This is a genomic window from Natronomonas gomsonensis, from assembly GCF_013391635.1.
In the GTDB taxonomy this organism is placed as follows: Archaea; Halobacteriota; Halobacteria; order Halobacteriales; family Haloarculaceae; genus Natronomonas; species Natronomonas gomsonensis_A.
Genome location: NZ_JACAWU010000001.1, coordinates 764,165 through 780,753, shown reverse-complemented (window position 1 = coordinate 780,753; position 16,589 = coordinate 764,165). Strand labels below are relative to the sequence as shown.

Here is a 16,589-nt window from a genome sequence, read left to right as displayed (position 1 = left end):
CTTGCTGATTTAAGTGAATCGTGGGGGTTTGTGCCCCGAGAGACGGCCGACGCGACCGCCGTTCAGGCGAGTGGGCCGACCTCGACCGTCGACGTGCCGGCCTCGATTTCGACGTCGTGGGTACCGAAGGACCCCCGGAGCGTCAGCGTCGCATCGACATCGGCGTCAACCTCGACAGTGAGTTTGGTTTCGGGGTCCAACCCCGCGGCTTCGACCCACAGCGTCACCGACTCGATGCTTTCGAGCGTGACTTCGAGCGTGTTCTCGGGGCCACGAACGTCGTCGGCGTCCCCCCACTCGATTCCAGTGGCGGTGTACGGCATCGGTCTCGTTCCCGAGGACGTGAACCGCTCGGGTTTCGGGTCGCCGTAGCCGTCGGCCAGGGAGGTCGCGTCGACGAGACCGCTGCCATGGCCCTCCCGAACGTCGATGTCGGTGACCCAGTAGGCGCTGTCGTGGACGATGTCGAGTTCGGGGTAGTCGAACTCGGGGACGCGCCGATAGGTGACTCGCGGCGGGTGTTTCGGCACCTCGGTCGAGGCGAGATACGACGGCCCGCGGTCCCAGCTATCCTGAATTGCGAGCGCGAAGTGGTCGACGCTCGGGAACACGTCGATTTGGTGACGGTAGCCGTGTTCGCGGAGTTCCCGCGCGTAGTTGGTCGGCCCGAGGAGGGGAACGAGGGGGTCGGTGCCGCCGTGCCACAACAGCATCGGGACGTGTCTGAGGTTCTCGGTGAGACGGAGCGCGTTCTCCGGTTTCTCGGTGAAAATCGAGAACAGTTCGCCGCCGTCCTCACCCCCGAACAGCCCGGTCATCAGCAGCGACGGCGTCGCAATCATGTTGTTCGTCGGCGCTTGCAGCGGGTCCTCGGCCGGTGGACCGACGACGGCGAAACAGCGGCCAAAGGAGTCGGGGTTCTTCGTCGCCATGATGATGGCGCCGAACCCGCCCATCGAGTAGCCCGTCACGGAGACGCGACTGCGGTCGATGTCGAAACGGGATTCGAGGTTCCGCCACGCCTCGAAAACGTCGAGTTCGGCCTTCTTTTTGTACCAGATACCCGGCCCCCGAGTTTGCGGCATGAACACGACACCGCCGGTCTCCTCGGCGAGGTTTTCGACCAGCGTCGGCATGTACGCCGGATACTGGGTGTAGCAGTTGCCGAGTGAGTGTAGCATCGTCACCATCGGCGCCGGCTCCTCAAGGCCCTCGGGCACGTAGACGCCGTACGGCTGGATGCGGCCCTCCAGCACGTTGGCGTAGGGGTCGACCCCGTCGCCGAACTCGTAGGCGGAGGGGTACAGGTAGGTGATAAAGCCCGAGTCGGGGACGCGGCGATCGGTCTCCTCGGCGCGGAGCGTCTCGAAGTCGATGTCGGCGTGGTACTGTGAGATGTCGCGGTTGGCGAGTGCGGTCGCCTGTCCGTGTTCGCGCCAGTTGCCGATGCCGATGGAGCGCGGAACCGCCTCCGCCTCGCTGAACGGCGACAGGCGCTCGGCGACGCCGACCAACTCCGAGACGCTGAGCGGGTCGTCCAGCGGATTGAACAGTCCAAGCGGGTCCTCGATATCGAACAGTTTCGGGGCGTCACCGAGCAACCCGAGCAACTGCAATGGTTCGTCGAGTCGCTGGAGTACCTCCATCGGCGCGTTGGCGACGATCATCGCCAACCGCGGGAGGAGTTCCTCGATGTCGATGTTCCGTCGGAGGGGTTCCTCGAACCGGAAGCCGACGTTGAAGACAGGTGGGACATCCATGCCGCGCTTGCCGCCGCCCGGTACCTCGCGGTCGGCGTCGACCGAAATCCCCTGAAACCGGCCGTCTTCGGCGTTCCAGAGGCCGGTGACACAGTAGTGTCGCCACGTCTCCTCGTCGGGGTCGAGCGGCACTTCCACCTCGATTTGGTTCCGGCGGACATCGACGGAGACGCGGTCGTCTTCGAGCCGTTCGCCGTCCAACTCTGCGCCCGTTCCCCAGACGACGAGTCGGTGGTCGACCGGCGCCCCCAACTCACCCAGCCCATAGCCCCAGTCGGTGTCCCCATCGTCGCTCTCGCCGGCACTCGTGTCGATGCCGATGGCAACGGCCGCCGCATCCGACTCTAACATCGTGTTCAGCGTGATTCGGTAGGCGACCCCCTCCACCGTCGGCCGCACTCGGAACTCCAGTAAGTCCGCCCCGTTGAACGCGTAGGTGTCCGGAGCCGTCGGATACCGGAGGTCACCGGTGGGCCGACAGTAGAACCCGCCGAGCGTCTCGCCATCGGGCGGTTGCTCCAGCACCGACCGGGTGTCGGCGCCGTGGTCGTCGTAGACGTAGTCCTGATACAGATACTCCCCCTCGACGTAGGCCTCACAGCCGGAGACGAGAAGCGGGTCGGCTGCCCACCCCTCGCCGTTCTCCAACTGCGGCGGCGTGGGTCGGTCGGCGTGGAGCGCCGGCGGGCCGATATCCGGCAACCCCGACGACTCCGAACCACCGCCGTCGGCCATCTCATCTGACATATCGGGAAGTGACGTTCCGGGGCGAAAGGCGTTCCCCCGGTCATCAGCACCCTTTTTTAACGGCGGGTAGAGCCGCTGTAACACCCGTGTTTCCGAATCACACGGTTTATCGTGATGCGGAACGGACCGCACACGTCCCAGAAAGGGCATTTATGACGCCTGTCTGACGTAGGTTTTTGGTAGTTGATGACACACGTTCGCTATGGCATCCGCCTCATCCGAGCCGCTCCCGACGGTCGGGACGGACCACGAGCGAGTGACGGAACTGGAAGCGAAACTGCGACGCAGCGAACGGCGACGGGAGGCCGCCGAGGAGTGGGCCGAGTTCCTCGAAGCCGAACTCGAAGCGCGCGACAAGCGACTCGAGGAGGTCATCGACCGCTACGAGCGGCTGCTGGAGGAGGCGAAAGCCGAGGGAGAACAGGAAACCGACGAGGGGCTGTGGGCGAAACTGACCGGCTGGTTTTGACTCGACGCGGCTGCGAACCGCCTTCTATCCGTCCGATTAGCCGTTCAGGCTGATGTACTTCGTCTCGATGATGCGCTCGTCGGCTTCGAGTTTTTCGCGAGCCTCGTCGGGTACCTCTTGGTCGACGTTGTAGACGGTGAGCGCCTCGCCCCCGTGGACTTCGCGGGCGTTGAACATCCCCGCGATGTTGACGCCGAACTCGCCCATCACCGAGCCGATGTGGCCGATGACCCCGGGTTCGTCGGTGTTGCGGGCGACCATCATCTTCCCGCCAGGGATGGCGTCGACGCGGTAGCCGTCGATGCGGACGATACGCGGGTCGTCGCCGGCGAACAGCGTCCCGCAGACGGCGATTTCGGTCTCCCCGTCGCTGACGGTGACCGTCACGAGGCTCTGGAAGTCCTCGGCCTGCCGACGTTTGCTCTCGGTCACGTCGATGCCACGCTCTTCGGCGATGCGCGGGGCGTTGACGGCGTTGACCTGCCACTCCAGCGGCTTGAACACGCCCTTCAGCGCGGAGGCAGTGACGATTTCGATGTCCTCCTCGGCGATGTCGCCCTCGTAGCTGACTTCGACCGATTCGACGCGGCTGTCGAGCAGTTGAACGGCGATTTTGCCGGCGGTCTCGGCGAGGTGGATGTACGGTTCGACCCGCGGGAAGGCGGATTCGTCCATCGACGGCGCGTTCAGCGCGTTCATCACCGGTTCCTCGTTGAACGCGGCGACGACCTGTTCGGCGGTGGAGACGGCGACGTTCTCCTGGGCGGCCTCCGTGGAGGCGCCGAGGTGCGGCGTCACGATGACGTCCTCGACGTCGAGCAGCGGGCTGTCTTCTGGAAGCGGCTCTTCGGCGAAAACGTCCAGCGCCGCGCCGGCGAGAACGCCGTCCTCGACGGCGTCGGCGAGAGCGTCCTCGTCGATGATGCCGCCGCGGGCGCAGTTGACGACGTAGCCGCCCTCCATCTCGGCGAGTTCCGCCTCGCCAATCATGTCCTCGGTCTCCGGCGTCAGCGGCGTGTGGATGGTGAGCACGTCGGCGGTGTCGAGTACCTCGTCGAGTTCCGCGAGGTCGGCGCCCAACTGCTCGGCGCGTTCCTCGGAGATGTAGGGGTCGAACGCGACGAGGTCCATCCCCAGCGAGTCGAGTTTCTTCGCGACCTCCTGGCCGACCCGGCCCAGTCCGACGATGCCGAGGGTCTTGCCGTTGAGTTCGGTGCCGAGGAAGGCGCCTTTCGCCCACTCGCCGTCCTTCAGACGGACGTGGGCCTGCGGAATCGACCGCGCCGTTGCGAACGTCATCGCGACGGTGTGTTCGGCGGCCGCCCGGACGTTGCCCTCCGGGGCGTTGGCGACGATGACGCCGTGGTCGGTCGCGGCGTCGATGTCGATGTTGTCGACGCCGATGCCGGCCCGGCCGACGATGACGAGGTCGGGCGCGGCCTCCAGCACCTCGCGGGTGACCTCCGTCCCCGAGCGGACGATGAGCGCGTTGGCGTCGGCGACCGCCTCGAGCAGTTCCTCGCCCTCCGATTCGTAGTCCGTGACGACCTCGTGGCCGGCGTCGCGTATCACGTCGAGACCGGCATCCGCGATGGGGTCCGTAACGAGTACCTTCATGGGCGTACGGTCCCGGCCGTGAGGGATAACGCTTTCTTCATCGCCGCGTGCTGCCGGGGCCGAAACCGCATTTGTATACACGAATGTGCCCATATTTATAGCTCCGAGACGGCGAATACACAATTTAGTGCCGTTAGTCGGCGACGATAATCAACGGCCGTCAACGACCGGCGGTGAGTATTTATCGGCTCCGCTGTCACGTCGGGTGAATCGTGTCCCCGCTGTCGTCTCTGTCCCCGCATGAAGCCGAATAGCCTCGCCCGAGCGGTCGTCTACGAGCACCGACGGAAAGTCGTCGCCGTCACGCTCGCGGTCGTGTTCGTCTTGGGCCTCGGTCTCCCGGGAGTCGTCCTCGACACCACCCTCGAGGAGTTCCGCGGCGGCACCGCCGAACACGCCGCCGACGGCTACATCACCGACAACATGAGCGGACAGGCCGCGAACTCAACGGGGTCGTTCGTCGTCATCGCCGACGACGAGAACGTCCTCACGAGAGAGCGGTACCTCCAGCAGTTGCGCGTCCAGCAGGAACTCAGAGACGACCCCGTCGTCGGGCCGACACTCGTCGAGAACCAACAGCCACTGGGCGTCTCGAACGTCGTCGCCATCGTCGCCATCCGCAGGGAGGAGGGCGTCGACGCACAGGAGATTACCGTCGAACCGCGGCCGCCGCTTTCCGAACAAATCGAGGCCATCGAGGGGCTCTCGGAGTTCGAGTTGGAGCTGTACACCTCCTACGCCGTCGGCATCGTAATGGACGACGTCGAGCACACCTGGCCGGAGGGGGGCTCCTTCGCCACCGTGCCGACGAGCTACGAGGGCAACGGCAAGACCGCTGACTCGACCGCCATCGTCGTCTCCCACCACGAGGACGTGCCCGCGGAGGAACTCGCCCGCGCCCAGACGCAGATGGCCGACATCGTCGACAGCGAAGTCGAGGGCGACGCGATGGTGCTCGGACAGGGCGTCATCGACGACGAACTCCGACGGTCCTCGTTCGACAGCCTCGCCGTCGTCGGGCCGCTGGCCTTCCTGTTCGTCCTCGTCGTGTTGGTCGTCGCCTACAGAGACCTCTACGACGTTGCCTTAGGGCTGTTCGGCGTGGCGTTGGTACTCGTCTGGACGTTCGGCTTCATGGGATGGGCAGACATCACGTTCAACCAACTGTTCGTCGCCGTCCCCGTGCTGTTGATGGGGCTGTCCATCGACTACGCGATTCACGTCTTCATGCGTGCTCGCGAGGAGCGGCCGCCCGACCCGGCCGATGGCGACGACGTGGGTGGGTTCCAGTTCGGCGGCGAAGCCCGGTCGCCGTCGGCGCGGAAGGCGATGGCGACCGCTCTCGGCGGCGTCGGCGCGGCGCTTGCGCTCGTCACCGTCACGACCGCGACGGGTTTCCTGTCGAACCTCGTCAGCGGCGTCGCGCCGGTGAGACAGTTCGGCCTCGTCAGCGCGGTCGGTATCGTCGGCGCGTTCGTCGTCTTCGGCCTCCTCATTCCGATTCTCAAGGTCGAATTGGACGAACGCCTCGAAGCCCGCGGCGCCGACAGGCGGGCTCCAGCCGTCGGCACCGAAGGCGGTAGACTCACCGCGTTGCTCGCGGTGCCGCTCGTCGCCGCCCGGCGCTCGCCGAAGGGCGTCCTCGCTGCCGCGTTGGTCGTCACACTCGTCGCCGGCGGCGGCGCCGCCACCGTCGACACCACCTTCGAACAGGAGGACCTCCTCGTCGAGGAGACGCCCGAGTGGATGGACGGCCTCGGCCCGCTCGCACCGGGGAACTACACCGCCCAGGAGAACATCGAGTTCGTCGACCGGGAGACGTACATCTACAGCGGGACGACGACCCAGATTCTCGTCAGGGGTGACGTGACAGCCGACGACACCCTCGACCGCGTGCAGGCGGCCTCCGACACCGCAAACCGGAGCGACTCGGTGCTCATCCTGCCGGACGACACGAACGCCACCCGGAGTCCGATACGAGTGATGGCCGACCTCGCCGACGACGACGCGGCGTTCAACGAGACGTTCACCGCCGCCGACACCGACGGCGACGGCGTCCCCGACCGGAACCTCGAGTCGGTGTACGACGCCTTCTACGAGGCGTCGCCCGACGGTGCGGGGACGTGGGTCCACCGCGAGGACGGCGAGTACGTCGCGTTGCGCATCGTCGTCCCCGTCGACGGCACCCAGAGCGAACCCGCCATCGCCGAGGACATTCGACCCGCCGCGGACCCCGTCGACGGCGACGGACTCTCCGCCATCGCCACCGGCCAGCCAATCATGAATCAGGCCGTCGCCGAGAACCTGCTGTCGACGGTCGTCGATAGCCTCCTCGTCACGCTCGTCGTCGTGTTGGGCGTGTTGATGGCCGTCTACAGGCGGCTGGAGGGGTACGCCACGCTGGGCGCCGTCACGCTTGCCCCGGTCGCCCTCGCCGTCGCGTGGATTACCGGGTCGATGGCGGCGCTCGGCATCCCGTTCAACGTGATGACCGCGCTCATCACCAGTTTCACCATCGGACTGGGCATCGACTACTCCATCCACGTCTCCGAGCGGTACGTCTACGAGTTGAACCGCGACATCGGCACCGAGGCGGCCCTGGAAAACGCCGTCTTCGGCACCGGCGGCGCGCTGTTGGGGTCGACGGCCTCGACGGCCGGCGGTATCGCCATCCTCGGGTTGGCGCTGCTCGTCCCGCTGCAGCAGTTCGGCATCATCACCGCACTCACCATCGTCTACGCCTTCCTCGGCAGCGTCGTCGTGCTGCCGAGTCTGCTGGTGCTGTGGACGGAGTGGGCCGACGCCGACCCCGCAGCGGTGTAACGGCGAGTTCGCGGGAACCGACGGTTTCGTGACCCCTCCCGACCCAGAGGGAGTATGCTCATCGCGTTCGACTTCGACGGGACCCTCTCGGATTCGGAGATGACGGTACTGCTCGGCGAGGAGGCCGGCGTCGCCGACGAGATAGACGAGATAACCGAGCGGGCGATGAACGACGAGCTCTCCTACGCCGAGAGTCTCTACGCCCGCGCCGAATTGCTCGACGGCCTCCCCGAGGAGCAAGTCGAGGCGGCGTTCGACCGCGTACAGTTGCGCCCGGGCGCGGCCGAGGTCATCGACGCCCTCTCGGAGGCCGGCCACCACGTCGCCATCCTCACCGGCGGCTTCGACGACGGCGTCGCGGCCGCACTCGAACGCGAAGGCGTCTCCGTCGACACCATCGTCGCTAACTCACTCCCGATTCGGAACGGGAAACTCACCGGCGAGGCCGAAGGCCCGCTCATCGAGGGGACGAAGGACGACGCACTCGAAGACCTCGCAGGCGAGGTCGGCGTCGAGATGGACGACACCGTCGCCATCGGCGACGGCGCCAACGACCTCCCGATGCTGGAAGTGGCCGGACTGGCTATCGGCTACGAGCCGAAGCCCGCGGTCGGCCCCCACTGCGACGTAATCGTCGAGTCGATGACGGACCTACTGGAGTTGCTGGAAGCCAAAGCGGTCTTGTGATCGATCGACACCGCGGCGTCAGACGGTCGTCATCCGTGCGTCTGCTGTGTGTTTTTGCGCGTTTCGGTCGTACGTCGAGACGACATGGGAGCGAAAGCCGCGGCCCTCTGGCCGGTCACGTCGCTGAGCAGTTGGGTAGACGACCACCCGTTGAGCGCCGTCGGAGCGTTGGTCGCCCTCGGGGCGCTGGTGGTACTGTTGGCGTCGGTCGGCGTCACGGTCGACACCGCGACGGCGTCGCTGGCCTACGACGGCGTCACGGTCGGCCGCGTGATCGAGACCGTCCTCGCCCAACCCGCCTACGCCATCGCCGTCGTCGGCGGCGTCGCGGTGTTCCTCTTCTACGACGGGTGAATTTCGTCTCTACCGGGTCGCTTCCTCGATTGCGGCGTCGAGGTCGGCGATGATGCGGTCGGTGTCTTCGAGACCGACCGACAGGCGAACGAGGTCGTCGGTGACGCCGCTGGCTTGCTTTTCCTCGTCGGTGAGTTGCTGGTGGGTGGTCGACCCCGGGTGGATGATGAGCGTCTTCGCGTCGCCGACGTTCGCCAACAGGCTGGCGAGGTCCGTCGATTCGACCGTCTTCTTCGCCGCCTCGTAGCCGGCTTCGAGGCCGAAGGTAATCATGCCGCCGTAGCCGCCGTCGAGGTACTCGCTTGCCTCCGCGTGGGTCTCGTGGGAGTCGAGTCCGGGGTAAGTGACCCACGACACCTCGGGGTGGTCCTCGAGGAACTCCGCGACGGCCATCGCGTTCTCGCAGTGTCGCTCCATCCGCATCGGCAGCGTTTCGAGTCCCTGGACGGTCGTCCAGGCGTCGAAGGGTGCCTGTTGGTTGCCCAAGTCGCGCAGACCACGGGTCCGGGCGGCGTAGGCGAAGGCGGCGTCGCCGAAGGTCTCCGCGAAGTTGATGCCGTGGTAGGCGGGGTTCGGCTGGGCGATTTCGGGGAACCGCTCGGCGTGGTCGGCCCACGGGAACGACCCGCCGTCGACGAGAATCCCGCCGATGGTCGTCCCCGACCCGTGGAGCCACTTGGTCGTGGAGTTCCAGACGAGGTCGGCGCCGTGTTCCAGCGGCCGACACAGCGCCGGCGTCGCGAAGGTGTTGTCCACGAACAGCGGCACACCGTTGTCGTGGGCGATGTCGGCCAACCGTTCGAAGTCGGGTGTCACGAGCGCCGGGTTGCCGATGGTCTCACAGTGGACGAAAGCGGTGTCCTCGTCGATGGCGTCGGCGTAGGCCTCGTAATCGAGCGTGTCGACGAATCGCGTCTCGACGCCGCGGCGCTCGACGGTGTGGGTGAGGTAGGTGTAGGTGCCGCCGTACAGCGACGACGCGGAGACGATGTTGTCGCCCGCCGACGCGAGGATGAACGTCGCGAGGTCGAACGACGCCATGCCCGAGGACGTGGCGACGGCGGCGACCCCGCCCTCAAGCGTCGCGATGCGCTCTTCGAGCACCGCGTTCGTCGGGTTCATGATGCGGGAGTAGATGTTGCCCGCCTCCTGGAGCGCGAAGAGGTCGGCGGCGTGTTCGGCGTCCTCGAACTCGTAGGAGGTCGTCTGGTAAATCGGTGGGGCGCGGGCGCCCGTCGTCGGGTCGGCTTCCTGTCCGGCGTGGAGGGAATCCGTGTACAGGTCGTCTCGGTCGAACATACCGACACCGGGAGGTGAGCACAAATAAAGACCGACCTTCCTCGCAACGCTCACCGGTGTCTATGACGGGGCGTTATACGGACTATTGTAGTCTTTTACCGGCGAGCGCCGACCCAGCACTGGCGCTCGCTGGCACTCTGTTACAACACTCCGTATCAGTCGGAGAACAGACTCGTGTGGACCGGGGCGAAGTCGTCGCCAGCGTCGCGGTCTTCGACCGTATCGGAGACGGCTTTCCCGTAGACGCCGTCGGCGAGGAAGTCGTCGAGCGGCGGACCGACGCGGTCCGGTTCGACGAGGAAGGCGTCGTGGCCGTGGTCGGAGTCGATGACGTGGTGGGCAGTGGCGGCGTCGGTCGCACGGAACGCCTCGGCGAGTTCCTCGGATTGCTCGACGGTGAAGTGCCAGTCGCCAGTGAACGAAAGCAGGAGTGCCTCACCGTCGAAGGCCGCCAGCGCGTCGGCGTCGGAGTCATAGCCCGAGGCGAGGTCGTAGTTGTCCATCGCCCGCGAGAGGTACAGATACGAGTTGGCGTCGAAGCGCTCGGCGAACTTCTCGCCCTGATAGTCGAGATACGACTCGACCTCGCGATAGGGAAAGAAGCCGGCGGCGGGGTCGGCCGGGAAGGTGTCACGACCCATGTCCATACCGGCCGACCGGCGGCCGAACTTGTCCTGCATCGAGGACTTCGAGAGGTACATTACGTGGCCGATTTGGCGGGCCAGCGCCAACCCCTCGGTCGGTGGGTCTTGGCCGTAGTAGTCGCCGCCGTTCCAGTTGGGGTCGGTCGTGATGGAGCGGCGGGCGATGGCGTCCAAGGCGAGACACTGAGGGTCCAGTCGTGCGGCGGCGGCGACGACGATGACCCGGTCGGCGTGGTCGGGGTGGCGTTTGGCCCAATCGAGGACGTTCATGCCGCCGACGGAACCGCCGACGACGGCGTGGAGGTTCGGCACGCCGAGTTCGTCCAACAGGAGTCGCTGGGCGCGCGTCCAATCGCCGACGGTGACGGCCGGGAAGTCGGTGCCCCACGGTTCGCCCGTCTCGGGGTTCGTCGACGCCGGTCCCGACGAACCATAACACGACCCGGGGACGTTCGCACAGACGACGTAGTACTCGGTGGTGTCGATGGCCTTCCCCGGGCCGACGATGTCGTCCCACCACGCGTGGGCCTGTCCGGCCGTATCCGAACGCCGGCGGCCGCCGGCGACGTGGGCGCTGCCAGTCAGGGCGTGACACACCAACACGGCGTTGTCGCCGGTGAACTCGCCGTAGGTCTCGTAGGCGATTTCGAGGTCGGGAATCGACTCCCCACACTCGAAGGTGAACTCGCCCAACGACTCGACGCCGCGGTCCTCGCTCATAGTACCGCCTCGAGGTCAGCGATGATATCGTCTACGTCTTCGATGCCGACCGACAGCCGAATGAGGTCGGGGGTGACGCCGCTTTCGCGCTGTTCGGCCTCGGTCAACTGCGCGTGCGTCGTCGAGGCGGGGTGGATGACGAGCGTCCGGGCGTCGCCGATGTTGGCGAGGAACTTCGCCACCTCGGTGTCCTCACAGATTCGCTTGCCGGCCTCGTAGCCGCCCTCGGGGCCGAAGGCGACCATACCGCCGTACCCACCCTCCAGATACTTCGAAGCGAGATCGTGGGTCTCGTGGGAGTCGAGGCCGGGGTAGGTGACCCACGACACCTCGGGGTGGTTCTCGAGATATTCGGCGACGGCCAAGGCGTTCTCGCAGTGTCGCTCCATCCGCAACGGGAGGGTTTCGACGCCCTGCAGCGTCGCCCACGCGTCGAAGGGGGACTGCTGGTCGCCGAGACTGCGGGTCGCGCGGTGTCGGGCGGCCATCGTGAAGGCCCGGTCGCCGAAGCGCTCGGCGAAGTTCACGCCGTCGAAGGCCGGGTTCGGACCGCCGATCTCGGGGTACTTCTCGGGGGACTCCGCGAAGGGAAACGAGCCGTCGTCGACGAGGATTCCGCCGAGCGTCGTTCCCGATCCGTGAATCCACTTGGTCGTGGAGTTCCAGACGATGTCGGCACCGTGTTCCAGCGGCCGACACAGCGCCGGGGTGGCGAAGGTGTTGTCCACGAACAGCGGCACGCCGTTGTCGTGAGCCACCTCGGCGATTTCTTCGAGCGGCGGCGTCACGAGCGACGGATTGCCGACGGTTTCGCAGTGGACGAAGGCGGTGTCCTCGTCGATGGCTTCGTCGTAGGCCTGGGGGTCGAGGGTGTCGACGAATCGGGACTCGATGCCACGGCGGGCGGCGGTGTGAGAGAGATACGCATGCGTGCCGCCGTAAATCGAAGAGGCCGAGACGACGTTGTCACCGGCCTCCGCGAGGACGAGCGTCGCGGCGTCGAAGGCGCCCATTCCGGAGGCCGTCGCGAGGGCGTCGGTGCCGCCCTCCAGCGAGGCCAGGCGCTTTTCGAGTGCGCGGACGGTCGGGTTGGCGATGCGGGAGTAGACGTTGCCGTCGTCCTCTAAGGCGTAGCGGGCGGCCGCGGTGTCGGCGTCGGGAAACTCGAAGGAAGTCGTCTGATATATCGGTGGGGCGGCGGCGCCGGTTTCGGCGTCCGGCCCCTGTCCGACGTGGAGACAGCGCGTTCCGAAACCCAGCGCCCGGCCACCGTCGGGCGGGTCGGACGCCGTGTCCCGTCGCTCGTCGTCGTTCATGTGTGTCGTGCATATATCCCAATGCATCTATAACCAAGAGTTACGGCAACCTTTGCCGGGCAGGGGTGGAGCGGTCGCTGCCGGGTGAGGGAGTTCCGAAAGGGGGCGACCTTAGCGGCCGACCCAGCGCAACACGAGCAGCGTCGACTCGAACAGTCCAATCATCGTCCCGGCGACCATGATGGGCGCCATCCCGGTGGGGTCGGGGCTGAACAGGAAGGCGATGCCGAGGAACGCACCCCAGAAGTACAGGCGCTTCTCGGCGAGCCACGCCCGCGTCGTCAGCCCCATCATGATGGCCAGCATCACGAACAGCGGAATTTGGAACACCGCCGCGAACAGCCCCATCATGAGGACGATGAGACCGAACGTATCGGAGAGGCCGAATGCGACGACGGCGGCGCTCCGGGAGTACGTCAGGAAGTACGTGAAGATGGCCGGGAGGATGAGGAAGTACGCGAACAGCACGCCGATGCCCGCGAGGACGAGACTCGCGGGGACGGAAGCGAGGTAGTAGCGACGCTCGTGTTCGTAGAGGCCGGGGCGCATGAACAGGTACGTCTGGTAGACGAAGACGGGAAGGGCGATAATGAACCCGCCCAGCGTGGCGACTTTCAGCCGCGCGAGGATGAGCGCGAGCGGGTGATACACGCGGGGGCGGGCCACGTCGCCGCCGGGTAACACGGAGTACCACAGGAAGTTGATGATGTAGTCGCCGAAGGGGAACACGACGCCGGAGACGATTGCCATGACGACGAGGACGATGCCGAGGCGGTACACCATCTCCTCGATGTGGTCCGCAAGCGGCATCTCCTCGTCGCTTTCGGGGCCCTCACCGACGAAGCCGTCGTCGACCTCGTAGGACCCGTCGGCCGTCTCACCCATGTACGTCGAACGGTACCGGCCGTTTGTAAGCCTTCTCGTCGGCGCCGGCAGGCCGAACGGAAAAGGTTGATAACTGCGAAAGCCGACCTTCCCGTCGTGTCTAGTGCCGCCGATGACGACGTCAAGCGGACGGTTGCAGAGGGGCGCGCACAGCTCGGTGCCCTGCTGTCGACCGCACAGACCCATCTGCAGAAGGTGTTTATCGTCTTCGTCATCGGCCTCATCGGGACCATCTACGTCCTGCGGGCGTTCGTCTGGAGCATCCTGAAAACCGACCTCAACACGAATCCGGACATCGTCGTCGTCGCCATCACCCCCTTCGAGGTCATCCTCCTGCAGGTGAAAATCGGCCTCGTCGTCGGGATTCTGCTGTCGGTGCCGATGCTCATCTACTACTCCCGCGATTCGCTGAAGCAGCGAGGGCGGTGGCCCGACTCGATTCCGTGGTGGAAATCCGCCGGCTTCATCGCGGTCAGTCTCGCGCTGTTCGCCGGCGGCGTCGCCTACGCCTACAACCTCTTCTTCCCGCTCATGTTCGGCTTCCTGGCGTCGAACGCCGTCGGCGCCGGCTTTCAGCCGACCTACTCCATTTCGATGTGGGCGCAGTTCATCTTCCTGCTGTCGCTGTCGTTCGGACTCGCCGCCCAACTGCCGCTTCTGATGAGTACGCTGTCGTACACCGAAATCGTCCCCTACGAGACGTTCCGGGACAAGTGGAAACACGCCGTCGTCGCCATCTTCATCTTCGGCGCGCTGTTCTCGCCGCCGGACCCCTTCACCCAGATTATGTGGGCCGTCCCGCTCGTGACGCTGTACGGCATCTCGCTGTATCTGGCGAAGATCGTCGTCACGGCGAAACGGTCCACCGAGTCGACCGACTTCCGGTCGGTCGCTCGCGCTCACTGGAACGTGCTGGCGGGGCTGTTCCTCGTCGGCGGCGCCCTCGTCTACGCCTTCTACACCTACGGCGGCGTCGGAAGCGTCAACGGCGTTCTCGACTCACTCGGGTCCAGCTATCGGTTCATCCCCGCGGGCGAGGCCTACGGTCTCCCCGAAGCGACGTACGCCGCCGTCGTCAGCGCCCTCTACGGTGCCCTCACCGCAGTCGTCGGATTCGGCTACTTCGTCTACGAGGGTCTCGACGAGAGCGCCGGCCAGTATGCGGTTCCGGGCGGGTCGCCCGCCGACCCCGCCGACATCGACCTCTCGGAGCTGGACGAGGGCGGCATCCGTGCGGCGCCGGCCGCCGCTTTCGCCCGCCTCGAAGAGGACGAGGCCGTCGCCCTGGCCGGACAGGCCATGGAGGAAGACGACCCCGAGCGCGCACGGGCCATCCTCGACCGCTACGACGACATCAACCCGCCGGAGGCCGACGTGTCCCCGAACGACTTCGAGGACGGCGAAGACGGGGCCGCCGCGGCAACCACTGCTCAGGCGGACGACGACGAGGAAGAGGAGGGAGGCATCCTCGCCCGCCGCGGCGCCGGAATGTTGAGCGCCTTCAGCGAGGACGACATCGACGAGGACGACATCGGCGGCTACGCCTACGACGCCGCCTTCGTCCTCAACAGCGTCACCGCGAAATCGTTCCGACTGGTCGGCCTGTTCATGGTCGTGTTGGCCGGGACGTTCTTCGTGCTGTACCAGGGCGGCATCGGCCGACTCAACGACCAGTTCGTCAGCCGGATGCCCTCGGAATACGCCGCCGAACAGGTATCAATCGTCACGCTCCACCCCGTCGAGGCGCTTATCTTCCAAATCAAGGTGGCGACCATCTTCGGGGCCGCGGCCGTGTTGCCGCTGTTGTTGTACTACGCTTGGCCCTCGCTGAAGGAGCGTGGACTGGCCCGCGGTGACCGCCGCGTCCTGCTCGCGTGGGGCGGCAGCCTCATCGTCGGCATGGTCGTCGGAAGCATCCTCGGCTTCGTCTACGTCGCGCCGTCGGTCATCTCGTGGCTCGCCGCCGACGTCCTCGACGCCGGCATGATTATCGCCTACCGCATCAACAACTACGGCTGGCTCATCTTCTTCCTCACCGTCGGCATCGGCATCCTCGCGATGATTCCCGTCTCGATGGTGCTGTTCTACCGCGGCAACATCGTCGCCTACCGGACGATGCGAACCCGCTGGCGAGAGGTCACTATCGGCGTCCTCGCCGCCGGGGCGCTGCTGTCGCCCCGCGGCGTGTTCACGATGTTCCTCCTCGGCATTCCCATCATATTCGCCTACGGAATCGGATTGGGAATCCTGTGGCTGCTCACGTTGGGCGGTCGCCGCGAGCGACGACGGGTCGAACCGGCCGACTGACGCCACTGACCCGCGTTGGGAACGGCTTAAGTATTCTCACAGTCATCCCCGAGTATGCCCAAGATAAGCGTCGAGATACCAGGGGAACTGCTCGACGACCTCGACGACCACGTCGGCGACGACGGCAAGTACGTCAACCGAAGCGACGCCATCCGGGCGTCCATCCGGAAGAACCTCGACATCCTCGACGAGATAGACGCCCGCCACAACCGACTCGAGGACGATGAGTAACGCCGTCGAATCACGCCGAGCGCTTCCGGCCGGCGCCGTCGCGCTGGCGGCGATGTTCGTCACCGCGCTCGTCACCGCACAGGTGACCGCCTCGAAACTCCTGCTGTTCGAATCCCCGGTCGGACTACCGGTGACGGGAACCAGTCTCGTGTTGCCCGGGGCAGCGCTGGCGTACGCGCTCACCTTCCTCGCGACCGACTGCTACACCGAGTTGTACGGCAAGCGAGCCGGCCAGGTGCTCGTCAACGTCGGCTTCCTGATGAACTTCCTGTTGCTCGCACTCGTCTACAGCACCATCGCCGCACCAGCGGTTCCCGGCCAGCCCATCGACCCCGCGAACTTCGCGGCGGTGCTCGGACAGAGCGGTCCCCTCGTCGTCGCCAGCCTCGCCGCCTACCTCGTCAGTCAGAACTACGACGTCGTCGTCTTCCACAAACTGAAGGAACTCACCGACGGCGAGATGCTGTGGCTCCGCAACATCGCCTCGACGGGGACGAGTCAGGCCATCGACACGGTCATCTTCGTCGGGTTGGGCTTCTACGTCCTCCCGCAACTCGGCTTCGGCGCGACCTACGAAATCGGCTTCGTCCTCTCGCTCATCGTCGGCCAGTACGTCCTGAAGCTCCTCATCGCGCTGGTCGATACGCCGTTCGTCTACCTCATCACCGGCGCGATTCGCCGCTCCGAAGACGGCGTCGCGCCCGCCTAACCCGCAGGAACGTTTTTTACG

13 protein-coding genes are annotated in these 16,589 nt (G+C 66.0%); 7 read left to right on the top strand and 6 right to left on the bottom strand.

Features of this window, described 5'->3' with window-relative positions; all coding sequences use genetic code 11:
• Positions 1 to 62: 62 nt before the first annotated feature.
• On the bottom strand, positions 63 to 2,507 hold the full coding sequence (locus tag HWX69_RS04125) for a prolyl oligopeptidase family serine peptidase (protein WP_178915836.1): 2,445 nt from the start codon (positions 2,505 to 2,507) through the stop codon (positions 63 to 65).
• A 202-nt stretch (positions 2,508 to 2,709) separates the two neighbouring features.
• Here HWX69_RS04125 and HWX69_RS04120 point away from each other — a divergent pair, with 202 nt between their 5' ends.
• Positions 2,710 to 2,976: a hypothetical protein gene (locus HWX69_RS04120; protein ID WP_178915835.1), complete on the top strand. Its 267-nt coding sequence runs from the start codon at positions 2,710 to 2,712 to the stop codon at positions 2,974 to 2,976.
• A 36-nt stretch (positions 2,977 to 3,012) separates the two neighbouring features.
• Here HWX69_RS04120 and serA read toward each other — a convergent pair whose 3' ends face one another.
• Entirely contained in the window at positions 3,013 to 4,593 is a 1,581-nt protein-coding gene (serA, locus tag HWX69_RS04115; protein WP_178915834.1) for a phosphoglycerate dehydrogenase, read from the bottom strand.
• A gap of 240 nt (positions 4,594 to 4,833) precedes the next feature.
• Between serA and HWX69_RS04110 the strand changes: the two genes are divergently transcribed.
• From HWX69_RS04110 to HWX69_RS04100, 3 genes are all read left to right on the top strand, one after another.
• Positions 4,834 to 7,416, top strand: a complete 2,583-nt coding sequence (locus HWX69_RS04110; protein ID WP_178915833.1) for an efflux RND transporter permease subunit — start codon at positions 4,834 to 4,836, stop codon at positions 7,414 to 7,416.
• A 54-nt stretch (positions 7,417 to 7,470) separates the two neighbouring features.
• Positions 7,471 to 8,103, top strand: a complete 633-nt coding sequence (gene serB / locus HWX69_RS04105) for a phosphoserine phosphatase SerB (protein WP_178915832.1) — start codon at positions 7,471 to 7,473, stop codon at positions 8,101 to 8,103.
• An 84-nt stretch (positions 8,104 to 8,187) separates the two neighbouring features.
• Positions 8,188 to 8,457 (top strand): hypothetical protein, encoded by a 270-nt coding sequence (locus tag HWX69_RS04100; protein ID WP_178915831.1) that lies wholly within the window; start codon positions 8,188 to 8,190, stop codon positions 8,455 to 8,457.
• A 9-nt stretch (positions 8,458 to 8,466) separates the two neighbouring features.
• Here the strand turns inward: HWX69_RS04100 and HWX69_RS04095 are convergent, their stop codons facing one another.
• From HWX69_RS04095 to tatC, 4 genes are all read right to left on the bottom strand, one after another.
• A complete protein-coding gene (locus HWX69_RS04095) occupies positions 8,467 to 9,756 on the bottom strand; it encodes an O-acetylhomoserine aminocarboxypropyltransferase/cysteine synthase family protein (protein ID WP_178915830.1) in 1,290 nt (429 codons plus the stop codon).
• A gap of 155 nt (positions 9,757 to 9,911) precedes the next feature.
• Positions 9,912 to 11,120, bottom strand: a complete 1,209-nt coding sequence (metX, locus tag HWX69_RS04090) for a homoserine O-acetyltransferase MetX (protein WP_178915829.1) — start codon at positions 11,118 to 11,120, stop codon at positions 9,912 to 9,914.
• Positions 11,117 to 12,436, bottom strand: coding sequence for an O-acetylhomoserine aminocarboxypropyltransferase/cysteine synthase family protein (locus tag HWX69_RS04085; RefSeq protein ID WP_178915828.1), 1,320 nt, complete (start codon positions 12,434 to 12,436; stop codon positions 11,117 to 11,119). The genes metX and HWX69_RS04085 overlap by 4 nt, the downstream gene beginning before the upstream one ends.
• Before the next feature lie 111 nt (positions 12,437 to 12,547).
• On the bottom strand, positions 12,548 to 13,321 hold the full coding sequence (gene tatC, locus HWX69_RS04080) for a twin-arginine translocase subunit TatC (protein ID WP_156709560.1): 774 nt from the start codon (positions 13,319 to 13,321) through the stop codon (positions 12,548 to 12,550).
• A 96-nt stretch (positions 13,322 to 13,417) separates the two neighbouring features.
• Between tatC and HWX69_RS04075 the strand changes: the two genes are divergently transcribed.
• Genes HWX69_RS04075 through HWX69_RS04065 form a run of 3 tightly spaced genes read left to right on the top strand, consistent with a single transcriptional unit; the run spans position 13,418 to position 16,568 of the window.
• A complete protein-coding gene (locus HWX69_RS04075) occupies positions 13,418 to 15,628 on the top strand; it encodes a twin-arginine translocase subunit TatC (RefSeq protein WP_178915827.1) in 2,211 nt (736 codons plus the stop codon).
• A gap of 54 nt (positions 15,629 to 15,682) precedes the next feature.
• Positions 15,683 to 15,859: a CopG family transcriptional regulator gene (locus HWX69_RS04070; RefSeq protein ID WP_178915826.1), complete on the top strand. Its 177-nt coding sequence runs from the start codon at positions 15,683 to 15,685 to the stop codon at positions 15,857 to 15,859.
• Positions 15,852 to 16,568 carry a queuosine precursor transporter gene (locus tag HWX69_RS04065; RefSeq protein ID WP_178915825.1) on the top strand — a complete coding sequence of 239 codons (717 nt, stop codon included), beginning with the start codon at positions 15,852 to 15,854 and terminating at the stop codon, positions 16,566 to 16,568. Before HWX69_RS04070 ends, HWX69_RS04065 begins: the two co-directional genes overlap by 8 nt.
• Positions 16,569 to 16,589 lie beyond the last annotated feature (21 nt).